At 66.2% G+C, this 16,227-nt stretch carries 17 protein-coding genes; 3 read left to right on the forward strand and 14 right to left on the reverse strand.

Going from position 1 to position 16,227, the window contains the following annotated elements:
• From TVH25_RS05250 to mftA, 5 genes are all read right to left on the reverse strand, one after another.
• On the reverse strand, positions 1–1,487 hold a 1,487-nt coding region (locus TVH25_RS05250; RefSeq protein ID WP_422423510.1), incomplete at its 3' end, for a mycofactocin system FadH/OYE family oxidoreductase 1.
• An 11-nt stretch (positions 1,488–1,498) separates the two neighbouring features.
• On the reverse strand, positions 1,499–2,710 hold the full coding sequence (mftD, locus tag TVH25_RS05255; RefSeq protein ID WP_169651235.1) for a pre-mycofactocin synthase MftD: 1,212 nt from the start codon (positions 2,708–2,710) through the stop codon (positions 1,499–1,501).
• Between the two features lie 22 nt (positions 2,711–2,732).
• Positions 2,733–3,977, reverse strand: a complete 1,245-nt coding sequence (mftC, locus tag TVH25_RS05260) for a mycofactocin radical SAM maturase (RefSeq protein WP_422423511.1) — start codon at positions 3,975–3,977, stop codon at positions 2,733–2,735.
• A gap of 25 nt (positions 3,978–4,002) precedes the next feature.
• Positions 4,003–4,302, reverse strand: a complete 300-nt coding sequence (gene mftB, locus TVH25_RS05265) for a mycofactocin biosynthesis chaperone MftB (RefSeq protein WP_296550397.1) — start codon at positions 4,300–4,302, stop codon at positions 4,003–4,005.
• 2 nt (positions 4,303–4,304) lie between these two features.
• Positions 4,305–4,400: a mycofactocin precursor MftA gene (gene mftA, locus TVH25_RS05270; protein WP_068159438.1), complete on the reverse strand. Its 96-nt coding sequence runs from the start codon at positions 4,398–4,400 to the stop codon at positions 4,305–4,307.
• A 122-nt stretch (positions 4,401–4,522) separates the two neighbouring features.
• On the opposite strand from mftA, the gene mftR reads away from it, so the two are divergent.
• Complete coding sequence (gene mftR / locus TVH25_RS05275; RefSeq protein ID WP_422423512.1) at positions 4,523–5,146, forward strand: mycofactocin system transcriptional regulator; 624 nt, start codon at positions 4,523–4,525, stop codon at positions 5,144–5,146.
• Between the two features lie 6 nt (positions 5,147–5,152).
• A complete protein-coding gene (gene mftM, locus TVH25_RS05280) occupies positions 5,153–5,962 on the forward strand; it encodes a mycofactocin oligosaccharide methyltransferase MftM (RefSeq protein WP_422423513.1) in 810 nt (269 codons plus the stop codon).
• A gap of 35 nt (positions 5,963–5,997) precedes the next feature.
• Here the strand turns inward: mftM and TVH25_RS05285 are convergent, their stop codons facing one another.
• The 6 genes from TVH25_RS05285 to TVH25_RS05310 all read right to left on the reverse strand — a co-directional run bounded on the left by TVH25_RS05285 (position 5,998) and on the right by TVH25_RS05310 (position 11,283).
• Complete coding sequence (locus TVH25_RS05285) at positions 5,998–6,837, reverse strand: alpha/beta fold hydrolase (protein WP_422423515.1); 840 nt, start codon at positions 6,835–6,837, stop codon at positions 5,998–6,000.
• 327 nt (positions 6,838–7,164) lie between these two features.
• The gene (locus tag TVH25_RS05290; protein ID WP_296549348.1) at positions 7,165–7,869 is read right to left on the reverse strand and encodes an SDR family NAD(P)-dependent oxidoreductase; all 705 of its coding nucleotides are present in this window, start codon (positions 7,867–7,869) and stop codon (positions 7,165–7,167) included.
• Positions 7,866–8,672 (reverse strand): TauD/TfdA dioxygenase family protein, encoded by an 807-nt coding sequence (locus tag TVH25_RS05295; protein ID WP_296549343.1) that lies wholly within the window; start codon positions 8,670–8,672, stop codon positions 7,866–7,868. Before TVH25_RS05295 ends, TVH25_RS05290 begins: the two co-directional genes overlap by 4 nt.
• An 86-nt stretch (positions 8,673–8,758) precedes the next feature.
• Positions 8,759–9,298, reverse strand: a complete 540-nt coding sequence (locus tag TVH25_RS05300) for a hypothetical protein (RefSeq protein ID WP_296549342.1) — start codon at positions 9,296–9,298, stop codon at positions 8,759–8,761.
• Between the two features lie 78 nt (positions 9,299–9,376).
• Positions 9,377–9,847 (reverse strand): hypothetical protein, encoded by a 471-nt coding sequence (locus TVH25_RS05305; RefSeq protein WP_296549341.1) that lies wholly within the window; start codon positions 9,845–9,847, stop codon positions 9,377–9,379.
• Positions 9,848–9,894: 47 nt separating this feature from the next.
• Positions 9,895–11,283: an aromatic ring-hydroxylating oxygenase subunit alpha gene (locus TVH25_RS05310; RefSeq protein WP_296549340.1), complete on the reverse strand. Its 1,389-nt coding sequence runs from the start codon at positions 11,281–11,283 to the stop codon at positions 9,895–9,897.
• 425 nt (positions 11,284–11,708) lie between these two features.
• Here TVH25_RS05310 and TVH25_RS05315 point away from each other — a divergent pair, with 425 nt between their 5' ends.
• A complete protein-coding gene (locus TVH25_RS05315; protein WP_422423516.1) occupies positions 11,709–12,344 on the forward strand; it encodes a TetR/AcrR family transcriptional regulator in 636 nt (211 codons plus the stop codon).
• A 92-nt stretch (positions 12,345–12,436) separates the two neighbouring features.
• On the opposite strand, the gene TVH25_RS05320 is transcribed toward TVH25_RS05315, so the two are convergent.
• From TVH25_RS05320 to ggt, 3 genes are all read right to left on the reverse strand, one after another.
• Positions 12,437–13,198 (reverse strand): ABC transporter permease, encoded by a 762-nt coding sequence (locus TVH25_RS05320; RefSeq protein WP_422423517.1) that lies wholly within the window; start codon positions 13,196–13,198, stop codon positions 12,437–12,439.
• Positions 13,195–14,121, reverse strand: a complete 927-nt coding sequence (locus tag TVH25_RS05325) for an ABC transporter ATP-binding protein (RefSeq protein ID WP_422423518.1) — start codon at positions 14,119–14,121, stop codon at positions 13,195–13,197. Before TVH25_RS05325 ends, TVH25_RS05320 begins: the two co-directional genes overlap by 4 nt.
• Before the next feature lie 105 nt (positions 14,122–14,226).
• On the reverse strand, positions 14,227–16,200 hold the full coding sequence (ggt, locus tag TVH25_RS05330; RefSeq protein ID WP_422423519.1) for a gamma-glutamyltransferase: 1,974 nt from the start codon (positions 16,198–16,200) through the stop codon (positions 14,227–14,229).
• Positions 16,201–16,227: the final 27 nt, after the last annotated feature.

A 16,227-nucleotide genomic window follows, 5' to 3' on the forward strand; every position in this document is an offset into this window, starting at 1 on the left:
GGGGCGGGGGGGGGGCGGCACCCCGGGGGGGGGCCGTCGCGGCCACCCGGGTGGACCGGGAAGCGGGGGGGGCGGGGGCGGCTGCGGGTGGCCAGCACCACCGTGGTGCCGGCCCCCATCGCGGCGTCGAGGTCGTCCGAGGTGACGGTGACGCCGGTGCGGACGACGACACCGAGGTCCCGGCAGCGGTCCTCGAGCCACTGTGCAAGCAGTCCGAAGTCGGGAGCACCCGTGCCGCGTGCCGCGGTGTGCAGCATCCCTCCGACGCGATCGGTGCGCTCGGCGACGGTCACACGGTGGCCACGTCCCGCGAGACCGCGTGCCGCTTCCAGCCCGGCAGGCCCCCCGCCGACGACGAGCACGTCACGCGCCGCGGTCGCCGCAGGGGCGGCCGGACGATCTTCCTGACCCGCCTCCGGGTTGGCGATACATCCGACTTCCGGATTGCGGAAGTCGCGCACGAGGCACGCCTGGTTGCAGCGCACACACGGCCGCGGATCGCGGTGGTCGCGGATCGAGTCGACGAGGTCGGGGTCGGCGATCTGCGCACGGGTCATCTCCACCGCATCGCACACCCCCAGATCGAGAGCTTCCTGGGCGGACGAAGGATGGACGACGCTGCCCTGCAACACCACCGGCACGGTGCCCGCGACGGCCGCGCGGACCTGGTTGCACAGGTCTCGGTTGAAGTCCGCCGGCGTGTGCGCGTCGGGCCGGTACGTTTCCGGCTTGAACAAGCCCCCACGGACGACGGTGAGCAAGTCGAGCGACGGTGCGACTTCCCGCGCGTAGCCGGCGGCGACGTCCGGTGTGAGGCCGGCCCACGGGGCGTTCTCGTCGCAACTCAGGCGCAGCGCCACGACCCGGCCAGGTCCGAGTTCGGCGCGCACGGCGGCGATCACCTCCCGGAGGAGGCGTGTCCGGTCGGAGCCGTATCGGTCGCTGCGGTGGTTCGTCAGGGCGGACAGGAACTGCCGGAGCAGGGCGGTCGGTCCGGCATCGAGTTCGACGCCGTCGGCGTCGGCATCGACCGCGACGGCCGCCGCAGCACGGAATCCGGTGATCACGGATTCGATGTCGCCGGGAGTCATCTCTGCGGAGAGTTCACGCGTCGCGGGGTCGGGTACGCGCGACGGGGCCCACAGCGGCGCTCGGGTCCAGGCGCTGGAGCCCTGGAGTCCGCAGTGCCCGAGTCCGGCCAGGACGAGTGCGCCGTGCGGCCGGCACGCCGAGACGATATCCGCCCAGCCTTCCCCTGATTCGGCCGCGAGAGGAGCCCGTTCGTAGGGACGGTCGCCGGCGAGAACCGACGCCACTTCGGTGATCACGACGCCCGCACCGCCCCGGGCCCGACGCTCGTAGTACGCGCGGTGTCGCCTCGAGAATCTCCGTCCCGCAGCGAGATTGGTCTCGTGTGGACCGAAGATCACCCTCGACGGCGCAGTGCGGCCGGCGAGGGTGATCGGATCGGTGAGGGCAAAGCTCATACCGGTAGGAGCTACTCGACTCCCAGATCGCGACGGAATCCGGGCGGGACGACGACGTCACCGGGTGTGAGGTCGTGGATCGAATCACGGCCGAGGCCCAAGAGGGCGGAACCTATTCCGCCGCCGAGGATGTCGAGGACGTTCTCGACACCCGCCTGGCCGTTGGCCGCGAGACCCCACAGGTAGGCGCGGCCGATCATGACGGCGTCGGCACCGAGCGCAACGGCCTTGACGACGTCGCTGCCGCGCCGGATGCCACCGTCGAGCAGCACCTCGATGTCGTTGCCGACCGCCTCCGCGATAGCCGGGAGCGCGCGGATGGGGGCCGGGGTGCCGTCGAGGTTGTTGCCGCCGTGGTTCGACACCGAGATCGCCGTGACGCCGGCGTCGACGGCGCGCTTGGCGTCGTCGACGCGCATGACGCCCTTGAGCATGAACGGGGCGTCGCCCCACTGTTCACGCAGCCACGCCACGTCTTCCCAGGTGGGCAGCGGGGTGCTCATCCACTCGCCGTACGCGCCGAAGAACGTCGGCGTGTCCCCGCCGGGCGGGGTGAGATTCGGGGTGGTGAGGTCCGGGACGCCGCCGGTGCGGGCCCAGTCCAGAAGCCACTTGGGCCGGATGATGCCCTCGGGTGCGAACTTCACCATCGCGTCGAGGCTCATCCGCTCGGGGATAGCGGGACTCCCCCAGTCACGACCGTTGGAGAAGGACCAGTCCAGGGTCATGATGAGACCCTTGGCACCGGCCGCGCGGGCGCGTTCCATGCGCTGGACGAGCACGTCGCGGCTGCCGACCCAGTACATCTGGAAGAAGGTCTTGTCGTTGGCCGCGGCCACATCCTCGATGGATTTACTCGCGAACGAGCTGAGACCCATCGCGATTCCCCGTGCGGCGGCCGCGCGGGCGACGGCTACCTCTCCGTCCGGGTGGACGGCCTGGACGCCGGTCGGCGAGATGAGGACGGGCATGGCCACGTCCTGTCCCATGACCCTGGTGCCCATGTCGCGCTTCTCCGACAGTCCTGCGACGTGCGGGGCGAAACCGAGTTCGCGGAACGCCGCGAGATTGTCGTCGACGGTGATGCCGGCTTCGGACCCCGCCACGAGCGCGCCGTACACCGACTTCGGCAGCCGCTTGCGTGCACGCTCCTGCGCCACGGCGACCGTTTCGAACCAGTCGCTCTGCTTCCAGGGATTCTTCAGCCACGAGAACTTGGCCATCGTGAACTTCTCTCCTCGAGATCTACAGGCCTGCGAGAGGGTTCTCGTCGCAGAATTTGGCGGGCGGCTTGGCGAGCAGCGTGAGTGGCACCGGTGCTGCCGGGGTGCGACGCTCGGCCCGCTTGCCGGTACGCGAGTGGTCTACGCTCGACTGCGGCACCGTCCGTTCGGCCTCGAGGGCCGACTGTCCGTATCCCTGAACACATTCCGGGTCGGGTCCGTCCATCGGAAGGCCGGTGAAGAACTTCGCCGCCATGCAGCCGCCGCGGCACGAGTCGTAGAAGTTGCACGAGGCGCACGCGCCGGCGGACTGCGGTTCGCGCAGTTCCCGGAACAGGTCGGAGTTCTTCCACACCTCGGCGAAACCGCCGTCGGTGAGGATGTTCCCGGCGTGGAAGTTCTCGTGGATCGCGAACGGGCACGCGTAGACGTCACCGATCGGATCGATCAGGCACACGACACGGCCCGCACCACAGAGGTTCAGGCCGGGCAGAGCCCCGCCGCCGCTGTCGCCGCCGAAGGCGGACAGGTGGAAGAACGAGTCGCCGGTCAGGACGCCTTCGCCGTGTGCGACGAGCCAGTCGTAGAGCTGTCGCTGCTGGTCGTGGGTGGGGTGCAGGTCGTCCCAGACGTCCACGGCGCGGCCCGACGGACGCAGCCGGGTGATGCGCAGTGTCGCGTCGTAACGGTCGGCGAGCGCCTTGAAGTCGTCGAGCTGATCGACGTTGTGGCGGGTGACCACGACGGAGATCTTCGCGTCGCGGAAGCCCGCCTCGGACAGGTTCTCGAGCGCGCGCACAGCCATCGCGAAGGAACCGGGGCCGCGTACGGCATCGTTGACCTCGGCGGTCGCGCCGTCGAGGGAGATCTGCACGTCCACGTAGTCGGACGCTGCCAGCCGCGCCGCGACCTTCTTGTCGATGCGCACGCCGTTGGTGGAGAACTTCACGCCGACCTGGTGCTCGGTGGCGTAGTCGACGAGCTCCCAGAAGTCCGAGCGCACGGTGGGCTCGCCGCCACCGATGTTCACGTAGAACACCTGCATGCGTTGCAGTTCGTCGATGATGGCCTTGCACTGTTCCGTGGACAGCTCACGCGGGTCGCGCTTGCCCGACGAGGACAGGCAGTGCACACACGAGAGGTTGCAGGCGTAGGTCAGTTCCCACGTCAGGCAGATCGGAGCGTCGAGGCCCTTCTCGAATTGGTCGACGAGTCGACCGACTTTCGGAGGCGCGGTGGTGACGGGGGATTCGAGCAGAGACGTCATAGCGGGTCCTTGCTGGGTCGGGGCGTCAGGCGGGCACGATCATGTGCGAGTCGGCCAGCGTGCCGAGGGCACGCACGTAGGGCCGCTCGGCGCTCTCGTCGATTCCATGGGCGCGCAAGGCCTCCCGCACCGACGCGTGGTCGTCGAGGGACCGGACGACGTCGACGATGACGGTGTTCTTCAGGAACGACAGTTTGCGGGTGCCGAAGTGGTAGAGCAACGCCCCGAAAGGCTCGGGGCGAAGCGCTACCTGCGGGTGGAGCCGCCACGTGGCGCCCGGGTCGAACTGTGTGGTCGCCACGGCGGTGGCTCCGGGGGCGGACATGATCAGTAGACGCCGCACATGCCGTCGATCGAGACCTCTTCCACGAGGGACTCCTCGATCAGCTCGGACTCGATCACCGCGTTGTCGCGATCGGACATGATTCCTCCTCGAATTTTCACTCCACATGTGGAGTCCACGTCACAACAGGGCTAGCGTTGTGACTCGGTTCACCACTGTAATGGCATCGAGTGCAGAATGTCATCCATGGATCGAGGGAAATATGCCTGACCGCCGAGAGCCGTCCACCCGGACCGGCCGGCGCCCCTCCACCACGAGAGAATCGCTGGCGGCGGTCGGCATCGAACTCTTCCGCACCCGCGGCTTCGACGAGACCAGCGTCGACGACATCGCCGAGGCGGCGGGCATCGCGCGGCGCACCTTCTTCCGGTACTTCCCCTCGAAGAATGCGGTCGCGTGGGGTGACTTCGACGGCCAGCTCGAACGCATGCGCCGACGACTCGCAGAGGTCCCGCCGGACGATTCGCTCGCGGACGCGCTCACCGCCGCACTACTCGACTTCAACACCTTTCCGGCATCCGAGAACGAGCGGCATCGCGCCCGCATGGAACTGATCCTGCGCACTCCCGCCCTCCAGGGGTACTCGTCGGTGATGTACCAGGGGTGGCGCGCGGCAATCGCCGAGTTCGTCGCGCGCCACACCGGTGCCCGCGCCGACGACCACATCCCGAGGACCGTCGCCTACCTCGTGCTGGGCGTCGCGGTCGCGTCCTACGAGCAGTGGCTCACCGACGCCGACTCGGACCTGCGCGACCTGCTCGGAACAGGAATGCTCACACTCTCCGAAGGACTCGGCCCGAGCACTCCCCCACTCGAAAGAGGTTGACAGACAATGGCTGTGCTGGATTCTCTCGCGCCACGCCCACCGGGCCGGTGGACACACGACCACGTGACCGTCGAGCGGGTGCCCTCCGGCCCGATCAGGTTGCGCCGCACCACCGACGGACTGCACGTGACGCACGCGCTCACTCCCGACCTGCTCAGTGAACGCCTCGTCGCCGACGTGACCGCATCTGTCCAGGACGCCGAGTTCGGGCAGAACGAGTTCGAGTTGACGATGGTCGGCCTCGTCCGCTCGACGGTCCCCGGAGCTCTCGAGTCGTGGGTCACCTATTACCGCAACTCGTTGAACGAACTGCTCGACGGCACAGCAGAGTTCGCTCCGATCCACGACAAGGCCGCCACGTTGGCACGAGGCCGCGTACTCGACCTCGGGTCGTGCTTCGGGTTCCTGCCGTTGCGGCTCGCAGGAGCAGGCTTCGACGTGGTCGCCACCGACATCCTACCCGGCACGATGCGACTGCTCGACGCGGTCGCACCCCGTTTGGGCCTGGCTGTGGACACCCTCGTCTGCAACGCGGCCGGAGTGCCCGTTCCCGACGACAGCGCGGACACCGTCACGGCGATCCACCTGCTCGAGCACGTCGACCACGAGACGGGAGCCGCCGTTCTCGCCGAAGCGCTGCGCATCGCGCGTGCACGCGTGGTGGTCGCGGTGCCGTTCGAGGACGAGGCAACCGCGTGTCACGGGCACATCCGGACATTCGATCTCGCGTCGCTCGACGCGCTCGGACGCACGACAGGTTTTCGGTACGAGGTGTTCGAACACCACGGCGGGTGGCTGATCGTCGATCTCGTGTGACTGTCGATCTCGTGTGACTGTCGATCTCGTGTGACTTACGAGCGCTCCGCGACGAGAAACGTCGTCATCGCCTGTGCGATCGTCTCGGGCCGGTCGAGCATCGACAGCACATAGGCGTCGTCGACCTCCACGAGTGTCCCGTTCGGCAGCAGATTTGCGAGCCGTCGCCCGTGGCTGCGCGGCATGACCTTGCCGGCCGACGACCACAGCACCAGCGCCGGACCGGTGAAATGCTGCAGCGCTTCGGTATCGGCGACGAGTTCGGTTGCGATGAAGCGGGTCGCGACGTACTTGCGCAGATCACGGCGTATGTCCTTGCTGCGGAGTCCGGGTTCGGTCCAGGTACGGACGAGGTCGTCGGGCAGGGGCGTGCGGGCCATCCAGCCGAGCAACGGCGGCGTGTTGCGCAGCCACGAAACCCGGAGTTGCCGCAGCGCGAGTGCCAGGCCACCCGGGATACGCGCAGCGAGGACCGCCATCTTGCCCGGCAGGCCCGGCGGGAAGTTGTCGAAGGCCTCGCACGGCAGCAGGATCAGACGGCCGAGGCGGTCGTCCAGTCCGTACGCGGTGAGGAACAGAGCCCCGCCCCAATCACTGTGCACCAGCGTGACGTCGTTCAGGTCGAGCGCGTCGAGAAAGTCCGCCACGATCCGGTTCAGACCGCGCAAGCTCAGATCCGCGTCGGGACGCATCGGTTCGGGGTGCGCACCGAGCGGTAGATCCGGTCGCACATAACGGAACCCGGCGGGTAACCGGTCGATCACCTCGTCCCACACCGTGTGGTTCATGAGCAGGCCGTGCAAGAAGACCACGGCCGGTCCGTCACCGTGTTCGACATAGTGAACGGGCCCTGCAGCGAGATCGACGGTGGGCATCGGCGCACCTTTCGCGTGAGGGATCACTCCGAAGCGTCGGGTTCCAGCGTGGCGGCGAGGACGGAACGCTGTCAACCGTGTTTTCCCTCCGCACCCACCGCACGGCGTCGGCAAGGGCGGGTACGAGTGTGAACACGGACAGACCCGGGTGCGGTACGCAGGTTCACCTCGGCTGGAGACCCCGCCTGACCGCGACCACCCGGCCGACAGCGACGAGCCGAATCGCTGTCGTCCGGGAACTGCATCAGCATGCTTCGTCGAGCCGGTGACCTGCGGGTGCAACTCTCACAATCGCCCCACACCACACCGGTTGCCCGACAATGCTTCTCAGGTGTTTCTGCCACCGTTCACTCCGAGGATCTGGCCCGTGATGTAGCCGGCGTCATCCGAGATGAGGAACGAACACGCAGCCGCGATATCCTCCGGGCGACCGACCCTCCGGACCGGTGTGCGCTGGATGTGTTCGTCGATGGTTCCCCCGAGCAGACCCTTGCCTTCGGCGCGTCGCAGCATCGGGGTGTCGACGAACCCCGGCGGCACGGCGTTGACCGTAATCCCGTCCGGGCCGTACTCCAACGCGAGCGATTTGGTGAGACCGTTGACGCCGCTCTTGGCGGCAACGTACGCGGACATGAACGGCTGACCCGCGTGCGTGCTCGACGAGGAAATGTTCACGATCCGGCCCCAGCCCGCCTCGATCATGTCGGGCAGGACTGCCTGCGTGCAATGGAAAACCCCGTGCAAGTTGACCTCGATCGCACGCTGCCACACTTCGAACGTGAGGTTGGCGAATCGCTTGTACACCTCGACGCCCGCGCCGTTCACCAGAATGGTGACGGGCCCGAGCCGTTCACGTACCTCGGCCAGAGCGGCGTCGATCCCGGCGCGGTCGGACACATCGACGGTGTATTCGAGTTCGCCACCGGACGTTGCGATGTCGAAGACCGCGACCTGGTGCCCGTCCTTACGTAATCGCTCCGCGACCGCACGGCCGATCCCGGACCCGCCCCCTGTGACGACGGCCGTCTTCACGCCCATGCCTCATCTCCCACGATCGTCGTCCGCTGCATGAGACGTTCCGACTTGGAGTCGTATCGCTGCGCGCGGTGGAGCATCCCGGTGTTGTCCCACATGACGAGGTCCCCTACCTCCCACTCGTGCAGGTAGGAGAACCGTTCCTGGGTCGTCCAGGCGAGCAGTTCGTCGAGGAGCTTCCGGCTCTCGTCCGGGTCCATCCCCACGACGTGGTCGGCGGTCGCGCCGATCACCAGGGAACGCCGGCCGTCTCGTCGTTCCCACACCAGCGACGACTCGTTCCTGGGCAGCGTGCGCCACAAGGCGACCTGCTCATCGGTGGGGTCGGGGTACACGGTGCGCTGCGCAGCTTCGAAGCTGTGCACCACACGCAGTTTCTCGTAACGCTTCTTCTCGTGTTCCGGCAGGTTCTCGTACGCTGCGTACGTACTGGCGAACTCGGTGCCGCCGCCCTCCTCCGCGATCTGCCGCGCGGTGAGCGTGGTCGCCTTCGCCGGTACCTTGTTGGTCGTGTCGTCGATGTGCCAACTGAAGGTGCCCTTGAGATACTCTGCCGCGACCGTCTTCTCGGGATCCAGCGACACCGTCATGATTTCTTCGTTCGGCAACGGCTTGACGAGTTCACCCAGGGAGCGGCTGAAAGCAATCTGCGCATCGTTGTCGAGGTGCAACCCTCGGATGAGTACGACGCCTCGCCACTTCAGCGCCTCGGTCACCCGAGCGACGACCGCGTCGTCCGCGAGGCTGTCGACGCCCCTGAACTCCGTGCCGAACAGGGGGCTCAGTGCTACGGACTCCATGGTGGAGACTTCCTTTCCTACAGGGGATGGGTAGTCGAGACACGAGGGTGGCACCGAACGATGCCGATGCCACCTCCGGCGGAGTCTCACATCGTGACGCCGGCCTTCTCCAGGCAGCGCTCGAGTGCTTCGAGATATGCGGCATTGCCGTGGAACGGGCCGCTGACCCCGATCGCGACTTCGAGGAAGGGGCTGTACTCGTCGTTGACGTGTGTTTCCCAGCGCGTGATCTCACCTCGCTCGTCGGTTTCGACGAAACTGTAGGAGTAGAAACCCATCCCGGTTCCGTCCACGGTGTGGCCGTGCCACCGGGTTTTCATGACGAAGCCGTTGTCGGCCGGCCAGTACTTGAAGTCCGTCGGCTTCCAGTCGGGGAAAGTCAGCGAGTAGGCCTTCGCCTCCATCGTCGCGGCCTTGCCCGTATCGGCCAGGGCTTCGCTCATGACGATGACCTCGTCGCCTGTGAAGTAAGGCGAGGTGTAGATCGCGCCTTCGGCGAACTTCCACGCCTCTTGCCCGTGTTCGTCGGTGTATTCGTCACCGTCCTGCACACCCTGTCGCAGGTATGCGTTCCTGTAGCTCTCCGCCATCCGGCGATGCTGGGCGATCCGTTCCTCGGTGTTCACAGTGCTCCTGGTCCGTGTGTAATAGTCGATGCCCCAACCTGTCGATGCCCCGACCTGCGTCGGGCAGGGTTCAGAGCGTTATTCGGAAATCCGGACGTCTTCGTAGCTACCCAGCATTGCGTTGTCGGGCAACGCCATCTGTAGGTAGACGTCGATGTGAGTGATCTTTCCGTTGTCGTCGAATTCGTATATCGACACGGAATCGACAACATTGGAGAACTCCCCGACGCTGCTTCGTTCCTCGAGTTCCAAGATCACCAGGTCGGGTGTTTCAGTGATGCGCTTGAAAGAACCCTCCCACTGCGCGGAGGACGCCCAGTTGGTCAGGAAGTCGACGTATTCGCTCCAGTTCATCACTTCCTTGAAGTTGCCGACACGGACGAACTCGTCGGTGGCAACCAGTTCGGCGAGCGGTGACCAGCTGTCGGCCGTGAACCCGGGCTGCTTGGCTCGGTCGACAAGCGACTTCGTCACCATGCCGTATTCGAGCACCGCGCGTGATCGCCCGGTGTACTCGTCCACGACGTCGGCGATTTCTCGCAGCTGCATGCATATCTCCTTGGGCTGTTGCTTCGTGTGCTCGAAAAGTGGGCGTGTCAGTACTGCGAGCGTTCCGCGAGGTACCGGTCGAGAACCGAATGGAAGTGGGCGACAACCACTTCCTCCGACACCAGGGTCAGGTGGTCGAGGGCCTTGTTGCGCAGGCCGCGCTGCTGGCGGGGCATCTGCTCGTAATCCTGCTGGAGGGCTTCGAAATACTTGAACTCACCGGGTTCTTCCACATCGACGAGATCGGCGCGGAGGACATCCTTCATCTCGTCGGGCAGCCACATGACGCTGGTGATCTGCCAGATACAGCGGTTCGGATCGCCACCGGGGTCGGGCTGCGCGAGAATGATCGTGGCTTCACCGGCACGAACCGTCATGAAGAAGTTGGGAAACAGCACCCATCCGTGATTGTCGCTCATCTGGGCGTCGGTCAGGTCGCTCACGTCCAGACCCATTTCCGTCAGGACCTCGCGTGTGGCCTGCTGAAGGACGGTACGCGCGGTGACTCCGTCGGGGAACGCGAGTGGCTCGCCTTCGACGCGGTACCCGTCGACCAGTTCCTCGAATCGCGGCAGGGTACGCAGGAGGGACGGAAACGTCTCGGGCAGTTCACGAATGCCCTCGACCTGCTCCTCGGGACCGTACTTGTCGACGTTCGCCACTTCGAACGGTGAGCAGGCGACCGAATGCCGGCCCAGGAGCCGGTACCTGCTCTTCTCGGATTCGATCGTGATCGCGCGCAACAACTGTGGGTGGATGCCCGAGATGTGGTAGCCCTCGGAGAAGGCGTCGACCACAACTTTCCAGTTGCATTCGAGCGACTCGCGCACGTCCATCACCGTGATCATCTCGTCGAGCCGGTAGGGCTCGAGCATCTCGAGCACCTCGGCACCGAGGTAGTCGACGAGCGGCTCGGCATTCGGGTCGGGGTTGAGGAAGATGAACCCGGCGCGCGTGTCGACCGAGACCTCGAGAAGGGAGTTCTCGTCCTTGTCGATCGACCCGAGTGTCTTCTCGTGGAGGATCCCTCGCAGTTTTCCGTCGAGGTCGTACGACCACAGGTGGTACTGACACAGGAAACGCTTGGAATTTCCCCGTCCGGCACACAGCGGGTTTCCGCGATGCCGGCAGGCATTCACGAAACCGCGGATACGGTCGTCCTTGCCCCGGACGAGGATGTAGGACTGGTCGAACAGCTGGTAGACCTTCCAGTCACCGACTTCGGTCAGTTCAGACGTTCGCCCCGCGACCTGCCAGGTCTTCATCCAGATGTTGTCGCGTTCGCGTTCCTGAATTTCCCGGGAGACGTAGCGGTCGGTGGGGATGTGCATGTTGTACCGCCCCGGCTCGATATCGGCGAGGCCTTCCGCCGTTTCTACCCAATCTCCGGGCCGATTCGGGCGCTCTTCGGTCTTGCTGGGTTGTGTGGTGGTCATGAAGCCTTGCTCCTTTGCAACGGCAACGAACCTTCGTGATTCAGCGGTGAGAACAGAGCGAGGCCGTCGGATGTTCGACGACAGAATCCGATGCCGTACGAACGCACACACGCCCCGCCCGAAGTGCGTCGGGCTAATCAATCACGTGATTGGTTTATATGATGCAACTCACATTTCATCTTGTCAATGATGAGATTTCCGAAGCTGACCTAATGAATTCTCTTGAGGCCGAGTTGCATTCGGCCACCCCTGTCTCGGACCACAGCTGCGGTGTCGATCAAGCCGACGTCGGCGGCCTCGCCAGGGTCGCCCGTGATCGCGGACATGGATCGCCGAAGCAGGCTTCGACGCCGCGTGCCCGCGCACGCACCGGGCACGCACGCGTGCGATGCTTTCCTACATCTGTCGTCGAGCTGGGAGTCGCCATGCCGTCCTCGCCATCGCCACTCGGCCGGCCGGTGGGCGCGAGAAGCGGGGACACGCGTCGGAGGATCCTCGCTGCTGCGATGCGTTGCGTTGCCGAGGTGGGTTACTCGGGAGCAACAATCCGGGAGATCGCGCGCCTGGCCGGTATCACGAGCGGCAGTCTCTACCACTACTTCCCCAACAAGGCGGAGATCGTGAAAGCCGCCTTTACGGACATGGCCGAGGTATCGCTGCCGCGCCTGTCCGCCGCAGCGGACCGCACCGAAGGCGTCGTGAACCGGTTACTGGCAGTGCTCGCCGAAGGGGGGCAACTGTTGCGCGAGAATCCCCATGCCGTTGCGTTCGATCGCGCCCTCCGCGTGGAGAGCGCCGGGCACCTCCAGCTCGAGCGCGACAGCGACATGATCTACACAGGTCTACGGACCGTAATAGGTGAGATCATCCGTCAGTCGCACCGAGATGGCGTCTTGAGTGCTGACGCAGACGTGGACGGAACCACCGATGCGATCTTCGCCGTTTTTCAGGGACTGAGCGCTCACGCAGCCACCGCGTCACCCGAGCGGTATCGCGCGACGAGCCACGCTTTGGGACTCCTGATCCAAGGCTCGTTGTTCGGCTCGGCCGATCCTCGGTAGCCGATACCCACTCCCTGCTTACCGCGCGGTCGAGTGGCACGTCCTCCGGCACGCGTACACGCGGTGTACGAGGGTGGGTCCGTCGTATTCCGTCACTGCCGGCCACGTCCGCGCTGCACCAGCCAGGTCGCGAGCGCCACGAAGACCACCGCCCACACCGACAGATTCAGGATCGGAACCCACAGCGGCTCGGACGGCAGCGGGTTTCCGCTGCGGTCGATCAGCACACCTTCGGTCACGGGGTAGCGCGCCAGCGACACATAGCCGTAGAGCGGAGTGAACTTGGCGATGGTCAGCAGCGTGCCCGACAGCGGAATGAAGATGTTGCCGAGGAACGCGAGGATTACCAGGCTGCCGCCGGCAGCGCCGACGGCCGCTTCCGATCGGAAGGCCAGACCGAAGACCAAACCGTAGACGGAAAACACTGCGGCACCGACGAGCACGGCCACCGCGCTGAGGATCCACGCACTCGAGTCGCCGGACGCCCCGGTGAAGACTCCGAGGACGAAGATCAGCCCGATCGGAATGGCCGCGACCACGAGGGCCACCGTTGCTTTCATCGCCACATACGAGGCGTCGGTGAGCGGGGTCAGCCCCAACTGTCTGCCCCAGCCCTGCATCCGCTCGACCGCTGCCGTGCCGCCCACGCCGGTGGTAGCGGTCACCGCGCCGTACGCAGCCATCGAAATCATGATGTACATCGCCACGTTGCCGTTGCCGGCCGACTCGGTCGCGAACGACTGGGACGCACCGAAGATGAGGTAGAAGAACGCGGGCAGCACCGCGATGAAGAAGACGTTGACGTAGTCGCGGAAGGTCCTCCGCAATTCCAGCCCGACGAAAGTGGTGTTCATGCCGTTGCTTTCTGTGTCAGCGCGAGGAAGGCGGTTTCGAGCGAACCACTGACGATGTCGAGGTCGCGGGCATCGAAGCGTACGAGGAGGATGCGGGCCACCGAATCGGAATCCGTTGTCCGGACCTCGATTCTCGGTCCGACCCAGGAGATGTCGGCGACACCCGGGGTCGACGCGAGGACCGCCTGCGCGTCGTCTCGGGACTCCGGTGGTAGTTCTGCGGAGACCAGCCTTCCGGTGGCCCGAGCCCGTATCTCGGCAGTGGGCCCGTCGGCCACGACCCGCCCTCCGGCCATCATGACGATCCGACCGGCGAAGGCGTCCGCTTCTTCGAGATAGTGGGTTGCGAACACGATCGTGCGGCCCCGGTCGGCCTCGGCATGCATGGTGGCCCAGAACTCGCGGCGGGCGGCCACATCCATTCCCGCGGTCGGTTCGTCGAGGACGAGCAGGTCAGGGTCCGGGAGCAGGGCGAGTGCGAAACGAAGCCGCTGTTGTTCTCCGCCCGAGCACTTCGACACCATCCGGCGGGAGAGTGCCGAGAGCCCGGCGCTGTCGAGAACGTCGTCGATGTCGCGGTGGGTGTCGAAAGTCGAAGCGATGATGCGCACGGTTTCACGCACCGTGAGATCGCGTAGCAGTCCGCCGGTCTGCAGGACGGCGGAGACCCGGCCTTCGCGGACGGCCTGCCGCGGAGGTGCACCGAACACGGCAACCGATCCCGAGGTCGGAGTCGTCAGCCCGAGAACCATGTCGAGCGTCGTCGTCTTCCCTGCGCCGTTGGGTCCGAGCAGAGCCATGACCGCACCGCGCCGGACGGTGAGGTCGAGGCCCGACACCGCATGCGCCTCCTCCCCTCCCCGCGCACGGAAGGTCTTGACGACGTCGCGCAGTTCGAGTGCCGGGGCACCTGTGTGTTCCATGGTCGAAGTGTGCACGCAACCGGGCCCGAGCGACATACCCGCTCTCACGAGTCCGAGACGACGGATGTCATGTTCTCGGGGCTCGCTCCTGGTGGACGAGCGCAGTCACGGTGCCGGATCGCCCATCACCGCCCCCTCGCGCCGAGGATCGGCTCCTCCGATCCAACCCGTCTCTTCGCGCTGCAGCGCGCTCAACCCGCTCGACTGCGGCGCGACGGAGACCTCGTGCCCCTTGTCCCGAAGCTGTTGCACGAGCGGGTCCTTCGCGCCGTCGTCGGACGCGTCGACGGCGGGATGTTCACCCCCGACGCCGGTGGCCGGGGTGTTTGCCGCGCCGAACGACACGGCCGAGATCGCTTGCTGCGGGTCGAGCCCCCAGTCCAGCATCCCGACCAGCGTTTTGACGACGAACTGGATGATCACCGATCCACCGGGCGACCCCACAACCATCTGCAGGTCGCCTCGTCGGCCGTCGGATGTCCTGTCGAACACCAGCGTCGGCGCCATCGAACTGCGCGGACGCTTTCCCGGCTCGACCCGATTGGCGGCCGGCAACCCGTCCTTGCCCGTGGGTTCCGCCGAGAAGTCGGTGAGCTGGTTGTTGAGGAGAAAGCCGTCGACCATGTGGAACGACCCGAACGCCGATTCGATGGTCGTCGTCATGGCGGCCACGTTGCCGTAACTGTCGGCGACCGAGATGTGGCTGGTGCCGTGCTCGGGACTCTGCGGCGGCACCCCGAGCGGTACCGGTCCGAAATCGCCCGGCTGCGCGGTGCCCATGCTCTTGCCCGGGTCGATCAGTGCCGCCCGCTGAGAGAGGTACTCGGGGTCGACCAAGGTGTCGAGCGATCCCCCGGGCAGCGGAACGAAGTCCGAATCCGCGACGTACTTGTCGCGGTCGGCGTACGCGAGACGCTCGGCCTCGGAAATCAGGTGCACCGCTTCGGCATTCGGCACTCCCCCGTTCGCGTCGACCTCGGACGGTCCCAGTGTGGCGAGGTCGAAGTTCTCCAGGATGCCCAGAGTGGCCGCGACGGCGGTGCCGCCGGACGACGGGTTCGGCATCCCGCAGATCTCGTGGTCACGGTAGGGCGTGCACAGCGGCGTGCGCTCCTTCGCCTCGTACGAGGCGAGGTCGTCGAGCGTGAGCATTCCCGGTGTTCGCCCACCGGATGCACTTCCGGTCGCCTCGACGATCGACTGTGCGATGTCACCGGTATAGAACGCGTCGGCGCCGTCGGTGGCGATTGCGCCGAGGGTCTTCGCCATTGCCGGATTGGTCAGCGTCGAGCCTACGGCCTTGGGGCTGCCGTCCGGCTCGAGGAAGTACGCGCGAGCCTCGTCGTCGACCGCGAGTTGCTGGGCGGAATCGGCAATGGATTGCGCCATCCGGTCGCTGACGGTCACGCCTCTGTCGGCCAGATCGATGGCGGGAGCGAACAGACTCCGCCACTCCCGGTCTCCGTACTCCGCATGCACCGACTCGAGCATGCGCAGGACACCGGGTACGCCGATCGACCGTCCGCTCGCGCGAGCGTCGGGTTTGGGCTCGGTACGGTCGGTGTCGCTGATCCAGCGAAGGTAGTTCTCGTCGGCCGCACTCGGGGCGGTTTCCCTCCCGTCGAACGCCTGCACCGCACCGGATTCGGCGTCGTAGTACATCAGGAACGCTCCGCCGCCGATACCGGACGACTGCGGTTCGACGAGTCCGAGCACCATCTGTGCCGCGACGAGTGCATCGGCCGCCGTCCCGCCGTCGCGGAGGACCTCGCACGCCACCTCGGTGGAGACCGGGTTGGCGGTGGAGACCGCGAACGATTCGGTACTCACAGCGGTCATGTCGCTGCGGTAGCCGGTGGCGATTTCCGGGTTGGTGGAAATGTCGCCACCCCCGGTCTCCGGCGGCGCTCCACCGGTCAACGGCGTGCCGTTGGGCGTCGCTCCACACACCGCCCCGGGCGCGGCGGTGTTCTCCGAATCACCGTCCGTGCTCGACGCACATCCGCCCACGAGTACGAGTGCCGCCGTCGCAGCCACAGCGGCACGTATTCCCGACCGATTTCTCCCCACCGAGATCATCTTGACGACGGTAGCCGGGGGTCGCGG

Origin of the sequence: Rhodococcus sp. 7Tela_A2 (assembly GCF_049311045.1) — a bacterium.
Taxonomy (GTDB): Bacteria; Actinomycetota; Actinomycetes; order Mycobacteriales; family Mycobacteriaceae; genus Rhodococcus.

Coding starts and splice junctions, on each gene's coding strand:
- TVH25_RS05310 (WP_296549340.1), bottom strand. CDS start 11,283: ATGACCACCACACAACCCAGCAAGACCGAAGAGCGCCCGAATCGGCCC.
- TVH25_RS05320 (WP_422423517.1), bottom strand. CDS start 13,198: ATGAACACCACTTTCGTCGGGCTGGAATTGCGGAGGACCTTCCGCGAC.
- mftA (WP_068159438.1), bottom strand. CDS start 4,400: ATGTCCGATCGCGACAACGCGGTGATCGAGTCCGAGCTGATCGAGGAG.
- mftC (WP_422423511.1), bottom strand. CDS start 3,977: ATGACGTCTCTGCTCGAATCCCCCGTCACCACCGCGCCTCCGAAAGTC.
- ggt (WP_422423519.1), bottom strand. CDS start 16,200: ATGATCTCGGTGGGGAGAAATCGGTCGGGAATACGTGCCGCTGTGGCT.
- mftB (WP_296550397.1), bottom strand. CDS start 4,302: ATGTCCGCCCCCGGAGCCACCGCCGTGGCGACCACACAGTTCGACCCG.
- TVH25_RS05315 (WP_422423516.1), top strand. CDS start 11,709: ATGCCGTCCTCGCCATCGCCACTCGGCCGGCCGGTGGGCGCGAGAAGC.
- TVH25_RS05325 (WP_422423518.1), bottom strand. CDS start 14,121: ATGGAACACACAGGTGCCCCGGCACTCGAACTGCGCGACGTCGTCAAG.
- mftR (WP_422423512.1), top strand. CDS start 4,523: ATGCCTGACCGCCGAGAGCCGTCCACCCGGACCGGCCGGCGCCCCTCC.
- mftD (WP_169651235.1), bottom strand. CDS start 2,710: ATGGCCAAGTTCTCGTGGCTGAAGAATCCCTGGAAGCAGAGCGACTGG.
- TVH25_RS05295 (WP_296549343.1), bottom strand. CDS start 8,672: ATGGAGTCCGTAGCACTGAGCCCCCTGTTCGGCACGGAGTTCAGGGGC.
- TVH25_RS05305 (WP_296549341.1), bottom strand. CDS start 9,847: ATGCAGCTGCGAGAAATCGCCGACGTCGTGGACGAGTACACCGGGCGA.
- TVH25_RS05285 (WP_422423515.1), bottom strand. CDS start 6,837: ATGCCCACCGTCGATCTCGCTGCAGGGCCCGTTCACTATGTCGAACAC.
- mftM (WP_422423513.1), top strand. CDS start 5,153: ATGGCTGTGCTGGATTCTCTCGCGCCACGCCCACCGGGCCGGTGGACA.